The following is an 11,548-nucleotide window of genomic DNA, read 5'->3' on the forward strand; positions in this document are numbered from 1 at the left end:
CGCCTCACTTCCCGCCGAGCAGATCGTCCAAAGAGGACCCGCCGGACAACGACCGCACGTCCACCGAGCCGGCGGCCAGTTCCCGCATCGAAAACCCCGGTGAATCGGCGGGCAGCTTCGCCGCTGCCTCCTCGACCGTCTTGAGGATCACCGAAGCCAGCTCCGCCGGGGGAAGGCTCTTGTACTGGTTCGTCGGGAACTTGAGGTCGGCCACCCGGCCGCCCGCCCCCACGGTCACCGTCACCACCCGCCGCGGCGCGGTCGCGGTCGCCGTCACGGCCCGCCGCTCCTCCGCGCGCTTCGCGGCCTCGTCGAGGGACCGGTGGTAGTGGGCCAGCGCCTCTTCGGCCATCTTCCGCAGATCGTCCGTCATCTCCGCTCCTTTCACCCGACCGACGCCAGGCCCGGCCCGACCGCCGACCGCCCGGCCAGATCCGCCGCCGCGAGCGTGCGCGACGCCGCCGACGACGACAGCCGCCGCGCCACCTCGTGGGCGGCGCGGATCGTCCGATCCGGCACCGACGCCAGCTGCCCGGCGAGCGCGTCCCGCACCTCGGGCGGCACCTCGTGCCCGGCCCGCACGAGGAACCGCACGGCGACCTCCGCCAGTTCGTCGGCGCTGTATCCGGTCAGCGCCCAGTTCTGCGTGACCTCGCCACGCAATCCCGGCGTGTGGTCGAGCGCCTCCCGCACCCGCCGCGGCTCCCCCAGCAACACCAGCACGGGATCACCGGAAGACCGCCGGGCCTCGGCGGCCAGCGCGTCCAGCGCCTCCGCCACCGGGCCGTGCGGTTCGGCACGCCAGTCACCGTCCAGGCCGACCACCAGCACCCCGTCCGCGGCGTCCGCGAACGCCGTGGCCGCGAGGCTTTCGGCCTGCCCCGGCCACCGTGGCAGCAGGTCCGGTGCCAGCGACACCCGCACCACCTGCCCGGTCCGCACCAGATCCAGTTCCGCGAGCGCCCGCGCGTAGAGCCGCGCGAACTCGCTGCGGCCACTGCCGTGCGCGCCGGTGATCGCGACGCCCGCCTGCTGTCCCCACGGTTGCCGCGACCGCTTCAGCTCGCCCAGGTGCACCAGGGCCCTGCCGATCGCGCCACGCACCTCGCGCTGCCCGGACAGGCCGTCCAGCCTGCGCCAGCCCGCGCTCGCCCGCACCGCGCCCGCCGGGTCGTCGCCCACCGCGGCGACCGGCGCCACCGTGCCCAGCTTCTCCAGCTCGGGCCGCAGGTCCTGCGCCGTCAGCCGGTTCATCTCGGTCTCCTTGGCGGGCGGCGCCACCGCGAGCCGGGAGGCCTGGTTGTTCACCATCGCCTCGAACAGCTTGCGCGCCACGCGGCCGTTGCCGAACGTGTCGTTCTTCGGCACCCGCTCGTAGTAGTCGCGCACCGCCGCGAGGCCGTCGTCGGTGAGCTCGTAGTAGTGCTTGGCGCACAGGCCGGTGGTGATCGTGACCAGTTCGCCGACGCTGTAGTTGGGGAACTCGACGGTCCGCGTGAACCGCGACGCCAGGCCGGGGTTGGATTCCAGGAACCGTTCCATCTGCTCGGAGTAGCCCGCCACGATCACCACGAACTCGTCGCGGCGGTCCTCCATGATCTTCATCAGCGCGTCGATGGCCTCCTGGCCGAAGTCCGGCCCGGACCCGCCGGATCCCGCCGACAGGGTGTAGGCCTCGTCGATGAACAGGACGCCGCCGAGCGCCTTGGTGACCACCTCGGTCGTCTTGATGGCCGTGGACCCGATGTACTGGCCGACGAGGTCCTGGCGCGCGACCTCGACCATATGGCCCTTCTCCAGGATGCCCAGCTCGGCCAGCACGGTGCCGTAGAGCCGCGCGACCGTCGTCTTGCCGGTACCCGGCGGGCCCGCGAACACCAGGTGCCTGCTCATCGGCGGCATCGGCAGGCCCATCTTCCTGCGCGCCTCGCCCATCTTGATCAGGTTGATCAGGGCGGTGACCTCTTTCTTGACGTCCGAGAGGCCGACCAGCGAGTGCAGTTCGGCCAGCGGCCCGGTCAGCGCGTCGGCACCGCCCTGCGGCTCGGGTTCGGCGCGGGGCGCGGGTTCCGGTGCCGCGGCCGGCGCTTCGGCGTGCACCAGGTCTTCGACCGTCGCCGCGCCACCCGACTCGCGCACCGGCTCGCCGCCCAGATCCCGCGTCTCGAACTGACGTACCCTCGCGCGCGCCCCGCCCTCGACCACGACCCCGTGTCCGCCGGCACCCTGCACGCGGCAGCGCGTGATTCCGCCGAACGCGTCCGCGGTGAGCACGATCGCGTCGCCCGAGGTGTCGGTGAAATCGGTGTCGCGGATGTCGATTTCGCCGCCGCTGGCCCGGATTCCCCCGCCGCGCAGGACCGCGGAGGCCACCGTGGACGCCGGTGCGTCCCGCAGGTCGACCGCCGCCTCGGCGGTCGTGGTGAACTCGACGTCGGTGATCGTCACGCTCGATGCCTGCGTCGCGGTGACGGCGGCCGCGGCACCCGAGTGCACACCGGCGTCGGTCACCGCGAGTTTGCTGTGCCCGGACACGACCACGGCCTGGCCGCCGGCGGGAGTGAGCCGCAGGCCGGCGACCTGGACCCGCGCGTTCGCGGTGACCTCCAGCGCGATCCGGCTGGTCTCGTTGAGGGTCAGCTTCCGCAGTTCCGGCGTGGCACCACCGTCGACGAGGACGCCCACCTGCGCGCCGAGCACGGTGCATTCGGCGAGCACCGGCCGCGCGCCCGAGGTGATCTGCACGGCGTTGCGCTCCGCACCACTGAACACACACCGGCGCAGCACCGGGCTTCCCGCGGCGATGTGCGCGGACTGGGCCGGCGCGCCGGTGAACTCGGAGTCCGCGATCGTGACCTCGCCCTGGCTGTTCAGGTAGAGGTCGACGTTCTCGCTGTCCCGCACCCGGAGCCGGGTGACGGTGGCCCGCCCCTGGTGCTCGACCACCATGGCCGGCTTGGCCGCGCCCCGGATGTCGCAGTCCTCGACGACGACCGTGCCCTGCCCGTTGACGCAGATCCCGTTGCCCCGCACGCCGTCCGCGGAGCAGCGGCGGATCCGGGCCGCGCCCTGCTCGGCGATGACGACGCCGGAGGACGCCGTATCGGTGATCTCGGTGTCCTCGATCGTGCTCTGTGCCGGGGAGGCGATCACGATGCCGGCGCCGCCGGGGTTGGTGACGCGGCACCCGCGCATGGCCAGCGATCCGGACGCGCGGGCGATCAGCGCGGTCCACGAAGCACCGTGCACCGCGCAGCCGTCGAAGGCGGCCTCGCCACGGACCACGTCCACGGCGGCGACCTGCGTGTCGTCCGCACTCAGCGCGAACCCGTTGACCTGCAAGGATTCCGCGTCCACGGTGAGGACGGTCCCGGTCCGCGCGTGCACCTCGACCGACCCGTCACCGTCCTGGGCGACCAGGGTGACCAGACGGGAGACGACCAGGTTCTCCTCGTACCGTCCCGGGTGGACGGTGATGGTGGCGCCGTCGCCCGCGGCGGCGAGCGCGGCGCCGATCGTCGGATAGGCCCCCGGCTGGTCGCCGGACACGATCAGCAGCTGCCGGTTCATCGCTCCCCCTTCTCCACGGCCAGTCCTGGCAACGTGCCGAAGCGAGCGGCGTCCTCGCCGCCGACGCGGCGCGGGGCGGCCTTCTCCGCCCACTTGCCGACCTCGCGGCGCAACGACGACAGGGCGAGCTCGTCGAGCTCCTCCGCTCCCTCGACGAGCCGGCCGGACTCGCCGACCTCGCTCGCGGTCACCTCGCGCAACATGATCCGGCCACGCGCCGTCCCGTCCGGTTCGGACAGTTCCAGCACCTTGAAACTGGTGCCCGGCACGAACAACACCCGATCGGTGATCTCGCCGGTCTCCAGCAGGCGGGTCCGGCGCGCGGTCATCGACCAGACCCACACGTCGGTCTGCCCCGGCAGGTCGGCCGCCGGACCGGTCAGCGCGCCCAGGAAACCCCATTCGGTGACGACCCGGCGCGACCGGTAGAGGGCCCAGTGCGCGGGCGACGGCGAAACCGCGAACGTCGCCGGTCCCCGGTGCGAGGGCAGGCGGCTCAGCCCGGCGACCACGCACCGCGCCACCGGCACGTGCGCGCCGACGCCGCCGCCGCGCAACCCCTCGTCGATGGCGGCGCCGCGCTCGGACAGGTAGATCCGGACCGCGACGGCGTCGGTCAGCACGTCCGCCGAAGACCGGGACATCTCACCTTGGAACCCCGGGTGCTGGGTGAGGACGCGGGCCACCGAGTTGGACAGCACGCCGTACTCCGCGCCGAGCGATTTACGCAGCCACTCGCGTTCCTCCTCCACCCCGCGCGAGGGCAGCAACGCCGACGCCTCCGCCCGCGGCGTCTGCTGAAGCGTGACCTGAAGCGGTGACTGCGAAGGCTTCGGGGCGGGCGGCGAGACCGGTTCCGGGGCGGCGGGCGTCGCGGGCGGGACGGACGGTTCCGCGACCACGGGCGTCACCGCGTGCGGTTCCAGGGTTTCGGTGATCGAGGCCGGGCCCGGCACCGCGGACTCGGTCACCCGGCTCTCCGTCACGACCGGGAAGGGCGCCCGCACCGTGGCCGGTTCGACGGCCAGGACAGGGACGGCGGGCTTCCCCGCGGTGGTCTCAGCCACGGCATCCGCGTCGGCATCGCTGAGCTGCGCGAGCGCCGCCCCCGCCGCCGGGGCGTGCACGCGCTCCCCGTTCAGCACCGACGACGGCGACAGCCGCGCGGTCCGGCGGGAGGCAGGGTCGAGCCGGTCGACGAGATCCCGCGCCAGCCCGCGCATCCGCTCCCCGACCGCCCCGGCGCCCTCGAAGGTCACCGCGAGCACGGCCGGGTCGAAGGCGGCGGCGCGTGCGGCGGCGGTGTCCGCCGTCTCGCCCGGGGGTCTCACGACCAAGCCGGACCGCACGACCTCCACCACGGCGTCGGGGGCGTACCAGTAGGTCGCCGGGGCCACCTCGGGCAGTCCCGCCACCGGCGCCCGGTAGGTGACGGCCCCCGGTATGCCCCCGGACGGGCTGTAGCGCTCCTCGTACACGAAGGGCAGCCAGCCCGGCGCGCCGTCGGGCAGCACGGTGACGGTGTAGGCGGCCGCACCGGTACCGACCGGCATTCCGGTGTAGAAGGTGATCTCCTGGCCGAGCAACTCGGCCAGCGCCTGCCCGACGTCCTTGCCCGCCGGGACGGACACCGGGCCGAACCGCACGAAGCGGGTCCGGGCCTGAACCGTGTCGGGCAGCCGCACCCACAGCCGGGCGACGTCGTCGAGCGACACCGGCGGGTCGCCGGGCGAGCCGAGGACGATCGTGAGCGCGTCCGGCCGCACCGGCACGGTCGCGACGAGCCGGGTCCGGTGCGCCTGCTGCTGCCGTTCGGACCCGGTGACACGGACCCACATCCCGCCGGGCACGGGTTCGGCAACGCCACGGGAACTGGTCGGGACCAGTTCCGAGGTGGCCACGGATTCCCACTGCGGCACGGGAAAGCGTTTACCGGCACTGCGGGGCGAGCGGCCACGCTCGAAGCGGACCCAGCTGGTGCCCCGGCCCGCGTCGACGAACAACGATCCGCCGTCGCCAGGGATCACCGCGCCGTCGGGCGCGATCACCGGGCGGCCGAGGCGCTCCGACAGCAACTGCCCGGCCAGTGCGGCGGCTTCCCTGGTGCGGCCGCTGATGACCAGCCGCACGCCCCGGCGGCCGCGGGGCAGCACCCCGGCGACCGAATCCCAGACGGTGACCGGCATCCCGGGCGGGAGGTCCACGAGCACCAGGTCGTGCTCGGGGTCCTCGGCCACCGCCAGCGCGAGGTTCTGCGCGTGCCCGGACAGGACACCCGGCCGGTGCACCACCATCGCGTTACCGAGCGTCCGGCGCGTCAGCTCCAGCTCGCCCTCACCGCGCCGCCGAGTCGGACCGGCCATCTCGTCCTCCCTCCCCGTTCACTTGACGAACAGCCCGAACACGAAGAACCCGAGCCCGCCGAGCACCGCGAGCGCGGCACCGATCAGCAGGCCCTTCCACGCGCGGCGCGCGGGCTCCTCGCGGAACGCGTCGTCCGCGGTCACCAGAGCCGCGCTCATCCGCGCGATCAAGAACGCGTACGCGTCGACGTGGTCCTTTTGTGTCTGCACCGCTACCTCGCCAGTCCCAGCGCCCAGGCGTAGACCCCGAACAGCTGCAGCACCAACGGGATCATCGCGACCGCGCTCAGCGTCTCCAGCCAGTTCGCCAGGTGCCCCCAGATCGGCAGCGGCCGGCGTGGCGGCAGGCGCGTCATCGCGGCGACGAGCACCGCGAACACCACCGCGAGCACCAGCACCGCGATCAGCCGTGTGGTACCGGTCCAGCCCGCCGCCACCGCCACGACGACGATCGCCAGCCCGGCCGCACCCGACACGGCGAGCGGCACGCGCTGCCACGAGCCGAGAAACGCCTTCGACCGCAGCACGACGGCGATCGCGAGCACCGTGGCGGTGACCGCGCCGAACACCCCGTCGATGACCAGGAACGGGAACGAGCAGCCGAAGAACATCGACGAGGCGAGCGTCGCGATCGTCAGGTACCCGTCGGCGTAGCGGGCCTTCTCCGCCATCTCCGCCGCGGGCACCGGGTCGATGTCGTGCTGCAATTCGTCGGCGGTGCGCGGGAGCTGCGGCCCGCGGATGCGGGCGAAGCGGACCGCGATGCGCGGCGCGAAGATCAGCACCGCGAGCAGGACCGTCGCCAGCAGCCCGGCCGTACGCGCGGGCGCCCAGCCGAGCCCCAGATGCAGCCCTTGCGCGAGCGCGCCCGCCAGGCCGGTCGCGACGACCGTCCCGGACGCCACGAACGGGATCCCCGTCGCCCAGACCGCCCTGGCGACGAGCAGGACGGCGCCCGCGCCCGCCAGGGTGAGCGACCCGATCAGGATCGGCAGCGCCCGCAGGTCCAGCGCCGCGGTCACCCCGGCCGGTGCCAGCGCCCCGGCGAGCGCGGCGAACCCGCACCCGCCCAGTGCGCACAACGCGGTGAGCGCGCCGTCCTCGGTGCGGCCGCCCGCGAGCACCGCCGCCACCAGCAGCAGCACCGCGGCACCCCCGGCGCCGGCGATCGCGAGCACCGGCGCGCCCGGCAGGAGCAGGACCACCGCCGGCACGACGAGCGCGGCGATCGAGAACCCGAGGAACAACCAGCGGTCGAACTCCGGGCGCCACCGGCCGGGATGCCGCGCGACGGTGGTGGCCAGACCGTCGGCCACGTCGTCGAAATCCAGTTCCGGCAACGCGTCCTCGGCAAGCCGCAGGTGCAGCTCGTCCCCGTCGCGCCACTCGAGCGACTCCGGGGTCCCGGCGGGATCCATCGGTGCTTCGCCGAGCCGCTGCAGCACCCAGCGGGCCGCTTCGCCGGACGCGGCATCCCCGGCACGCGCCAGCAACACCGGCAGCAGGCTGGCCACCGTCGTCCCGAGCGGTACGGCGAGATCCGCCCGCCCCTTGGGGCCGAACACGCTGACGCGGCAGAGCTCGGCCTCCCGCACGCTGCTCATGACTGTCCTTTCCGGAATCGCGGGGTCATCGCCGTCCGCCGACCAGTGCGCTGTCGACGGCGGCGGTCTGGATCAGCCGCACACCGCGGCGGGTGACGAGCTGGGCGCGGCCGGTGGGCAGCTTGCGCGGCACCGCCTCGCCGAGGAACTTGCCCTCGTCCTTGGGGTAGGAGAACACCACGCCCGGGTTGCCCATCTCCCACACCCGCCGGATCACCGAGTCCGACATCGCCCGCATCGCCCCGGAGGTGCTGCGCGCGATGATCAGGTGGAATCCGATGTGGACACCCTGGGCGACGAACGGCAGCACCGGATCCAGCGGCGAGCCGCCGTAACCGCCGGTCAGCAGCTGGGCGTCGTCGACGACGAAGAACAGCTGCGGGCCCTGCCACCAGTCCCGCTTCGGGAGCCGGTCGGCGGTGATGCTCTGGTCCGGCACCCGCCGTCCCATCGAGATCGCGGTCTGCTCGGCCAGCTCCTGCAGCGATTCCGTGGTGATCGCGTAGCCGACCCGGCAGGCCTCCGGCACCACCTCGTCGAGGCCACGCGTGGGGTCGCCGATGACGAATTTGGCGCCGTCCGGCCCGTAGTGGCCCAGCACCGACCGGACGGCCAGCCGCAGCAGGTTCGTCTTGCCGGTCTCGTTGTCCCCGAACACCAGCAGGTGCGGGGTGACGCCGAAGTCGTGCCACACCGGCATGAGCCGCTGTTCGTCCAGGCCCAGCGGGACGCGCACGTCGCCGTCGGGCGGCGGCAGCGCGGTCGAGGGCAGGTGGGCGGGCAGCAGCCGGACCGGCGGGGCGGGCTTGCCCCGCCAGAACGTGCGGGCCTCCTCCGCGACCGCGCGCGTCGCGTCGGCGAGGTCGCCGGTGGCCGAACTGCCGTCCATGCGCGGCAGCCCGGTCTGGAAGTGCAGGCCCTCCGGGGTGAGGCCGCGACCGGGGATGTTCGGCACCTTCGCGGCCTTGCGGGAGCCGATCTCGGACTCCATCGCGTCGCCGAGGTGCAGTTCGAAGCGGGTGCCCAGCAGATCGCGCAGCCGGGGCCGGATCTCCGACCAGCGCGTCGAGGCGACCACGACGTGCACCCCGAACGTGAGCCCGCGCGAGGCCAGTTCGAGGATCTTGTCCTCCAGGTCGCCGTAGTCGTTCTTGAGGCTGAACCACCCGTCGATCACCAGGAAGACGTCGCCGTGCGGATCCGTCACCTGCCCGGCGCGACGCAGCGCGCGGTAGGCGGCGATCGACTCGACGCCCCGCTCGGCGAACACGGTCTCCCGGTGTTCCATGATCTGCAGCAGTTCGGCGACCGTGCGCACCACGCGGTCGTGGTCGAGGCGGGTGGCGACCGAGCCGACGTGCGGCAGGCCCGCGATCGCCATGATCCCGCCGCCGCCGAAGTCGAGACCGTAGAACTGGACCTCGTCCGGGGTGTGCGTGAGCGCGAGCGCGAGGACGAGGGTGCGCAGCATGGTCGACTTGCCGGTCTGTGGCCCGCCGACCACCGCGACGTGCCCGTCCGCGCCGGAGAGGTCGGCGACGAGCAGTTCGCGGGCCTGCTCGACCGGCCGGTCGACGAAGCCCAGCGGCACCCGCAGACGGCTCCGCGCGGCCGGGTCCTGCACGCTCATGCCGCGCGCCGGATCGGGCAGCACACTGGGCAGCAGCGAATCCAGGCTGGGCGGCTCGGCCAGCGGCGGGAGCCACACCTGCCGGGCCGCCGGGCCGGCGCCGGCGAGGCGCTCGACGAACACGTCCGCCAGGCTCGGGCCGTTCTGCTGCGCGGGCTCCGGTTCGGCAGGCTCCGCCGGCACCGCCTCGGGACGGTCGAGCAGGTACTCGGCGCGCGGGTGCGGCTGGGTGTAGAACGGCACGACCTCACGGCTGACGCGGACCCGCTCGGCCACGCTGCCCGGTTCCTGCGCCGGGGCAGGCACCGCGCCGGAGACGTAGGCGGCCTTGAACCGCACCAGGTTCGTGGTGTCGATCTTGAGGAACCCGTTGCCGGGTTCGGACGGCAGTTCGTAAGCGCTGCCGACGCCGATGACACTGCGGGACTCCATGGAGGAAAACGTGCGCAACGCGATCCGGTAGGACAGGTGGCCTTCCACGCGGTGGATGCGGCCCTCGTCCAGACGCTGCGACGCGAGCAGCAGGTGCACGCCGAGACTGCGGCCAAGGCGCCCGACGGAGACGAACAGGTCCATGAACTCGGGCTTGCTCGCGAGCAGTTCGCTGAACTCGTCGACCACGAGCAGCAGCGACGGCAGCGGCGCCAGCTGCTCACCCGCCAGGCGGGCCTTCTCGTACTCGAACAGCGACGGATGGCCGCTTTCGCGCAGCAGTTCCTGCCGCCGGGTCATCTCGCCGGTGAGCGAGTCCTGCATCCGGTCGACCAGCGGCAGTTCGTCGGCAAGGTTGGTGATCACCGCGGAGGTGTGCGGCAGCCGGTCCATGCCGAGGAACGTGGCGCCGCCCTTGAAGTCGACGAGGACGAGGTTCAGGATCTCCGAGGAGTGGGTCGCGGCCAGGCCGAGCACGAGGGTGCGCAGCAGCTCGCTCTTGCCGGAACCGGTGGCGCCGATGAGCAGGCCGTGCGGGCCCATGCCGCCCTGTGCCGACTCCTTGAGGTCGAGCTCGACGACCTCGCCGTCCTCGGTGACCCCGATGGGCACGGACAGCCGGGCGCGCTGTGCGGAGCGGGGCCGCCACTGGCCGTCGACGTCGAAGGTGTGCGCGTCGCGGATGCCCAGCAACGCGGTGAGGCCGAAGTCGCTCTCGAGTGGGCGGTCGGAGATCTCCACGGTGCCGCTGGTGCGTTGCGGCGCCAGCCGCCGGGCCAGTGCTTCGCTTTCGGCGATCCCCAGGTCGTCACGCAGCGCGGAACCGGTGCCCTCACCCGACGGGAACTCCACCCGGTCCTCGGCGCAGGTGAGCCGCAGGACCTTCGGCCCGCCGGGGAGCAGGCCGGTGACGTCGAGCAGCACGACGTTGCGCAGGCCGGCCCCCAGCAGCCGCGAGGACTCCGGGATCGGGGCGAGGTGCGCCACGATCACCAGGAACGGTTCGCTCGCGCTCGGCGCCGCCGACTTGTCGTGGTCGGGGCGGTCGTCGACGTCCGGGCCGAGCAGGTCGAACAGCTCACCGTGGTCGCACGCCAGCATCGGGGTCGGCCCGGCGCCGCCCCGTGCGGTCGGGTGCTGGTTGTGCGGCAACCACTTCACCCAGTCCCATGTGGACACATACTCCTCGGTGGTGAGCACCGCGACGCGCAGCTCGTCCGGCGAGTGGAACGCGACCAGCTGCGCGAGCATCGCCCGGACCAGGCCCACCGCGGGCTCGGCCGCCCCGGCGAACTCGACGCTGGTGAAGCTGCGCAGCCCCACCGCGGTCGGGATACCGGACACCGACTGGTAGGCGTTGCCGAAGCGGCGCAACGAAATCGCCGACAGCGGCTCCAGGTCCTCGACCGGTTTGGTCGACGGCGGCACCAGTTCCAGTGCCGCCGGCTGGCTGCCCAGCCCGATACGGACGCGCGCGAAGTCGTCGTGCCCGGCGCGGCGCTCCCACACACGCGGGCCGAGCACGAGCGACCACAGCGAGCCCGGCGCCGGGTTGTTCCACAGCACCGCGCGACGCTGATCGTCCGCTGTGGACCGTGCGCGACGGCGCAGCTGGGCGATGTAGCGCAGGTAGTCGCGGCGTTCGGCGCGCATCTTGCGCCTGCGCTCGCTCGCCTGCCTGCCGACCTGGCCCAGGCTCATCAGGAGCATCGAGATGCCCATGCCGCCGCCGAGGAGGTAGATCACCGGCGAACCGCCGCCGACACCGGCGAAGGTCAGGATCATGACCATCGCGCCGAGTCCCATCGGCAGCACGGTGAGCATGGAGTGCAGGTCCCCCGGTGCCTGTTCCTCCAGCACGGGCGGTTCCTGCAGTTCCACCTCGCCTTCGGGCATCTCCGGGCCCTGCGCGCGGGGGCCGCGTTTGACGATGTAGGTGCTCACTGCGC

Annotated in this window: 6 protein-coding genes; all 6 read right to left on the reverse strand. The window is 73.2% G+C overall.

Annotated features, from left to right (window positions below; genetic code table 11):
* Positions 1-4: 4 nt before the first annotated feature.
* From ACFWX1_RS21425 to eccCa, 6 genes are read right to left on the reverse strand one after another with little or no spacing between them, the layout of a single operon-like run.
* Positions 5-373, reverse strand: a complete 369-nt coding sequence (locus tag ACFWX1_RS21425; RefSeq protein WP_378389846.1) for a YbaB/EbfC family nucleoid-associated protein — start codon at positions 371-373, stop codon at positions 5-7.
* An 11-nt stretch (positions 374-384) separates the two neighbouring features.
* Complete coding sequence (locus tag ACFWX1_RS21430) at positions 385-3,570, reverse strand: right-handed parallel beta-helix repeat-containing protein (protein WP_378389848.1); 3,186 nt, start codon at positions 3,568-3,570, stop codon at positions 385-387.
* Positions 3,567-5,933, reverse strand: coding sequence for a hypothetical protein (locus ACFWX1_RS21435; RefSeq protein ID WP_378389850.1), 2,367 nt, complete (start codon positions 5,931-5,933; stop codon positions 3,567-3,569). The genes ACFWX1_RS21430 and ACFWX1_RS21435 overlap by 4 nt, the downstream gene beginning before the upstream one ends.
* An 18-nt stretch (positions 5,934-5,951) precedes the next feature.
* The gene (locus tag ACFWX1_RS21440; protein WP_378325254.1) at positions 5,952-6,143 is read right to left on the reverse strand and encodes a type VII secretion protein EccB; all 192 of its coding nucleotides are present in this window, start codon (positions 6,141-6,143) and stop codon (positions 5,952-5,954) included.
* A 2-nt stretch (positions 6,144-6,145) separates the two neighbouring features.
* On the reverse strand, positions 6,146-7,537 hold the full coding sequence (gene eccD / locus ACFWX1_RS21445) for a type VII secretion integral membrane protein EccD (protein ID WP_378389852.1): 1,392 nt from the start codon (positions 7,535-7,537) through the stop codon (positions 6,146-6,148).
* A gap of 25 nt (positions 7,538-7,562) precedes the next feature.
* Positions 7,563-11,543 carry a type VII secretion protein EccCa gene (eccCa, locus tag ACFWX1_RS21450; RefSeq protein ID WP_378389854.1) on the reverse strand — a complete coding sequence of 1,327 codons (3,981 nt, stop codon included), beginning with the start codon at positions 11,541-11,543 and terminating at the stop codon, positions 7,563-7,565.
* Between the last annotated feature and the right edge of the window lie 5 nt (positions 11,544-11,548).

The organism is Amycolatopsis sp. NPDC059021, assembly GCF_042739895.1.
In the GTDB taxonomy this organism is placed as follows: domain Bacteria; phylum Actinomycetota; class Actinomycetes; order Mycobacteriales; family Pseudonocardiaceae; genus Amycolatopsis.

What these genes read in the sequence shown, in the direction of transcription:
- ACFWX1_RS21425 (WP_378389846.1), bottom strand. Translation starts at nt 373, where the DNA reads ATGACGGACGATCTGCGGAAGATGGCCGAAGAGGCGCTGGCCCACTAC.
- ACFWX1_RS21430 (WP_378389848.1), bottom strand. Translation starts at nt 3,570, where the DNA reads ATGAACCGGCAGCTGCTGATCGTGTCCGGCGACCAGCCGGGGGCCTAT.
- ACFWX1_RS21435 (WP_378389850.1), bottom strand. Translation starts at nt 5,933, where the DNA reads ATGGCCGGTCCGACTCGGCGGCGCGGTGAGGGCGAGCTGGAGCTGACG.
- eccD (WP_378389852.1), bottom strand. Translation starts at nt 7,537, where the DNA reads ATGAGCAGCGTGCGGGAGGCCGAGCTCTGCCGCGTCAGCGTGTTCGGC.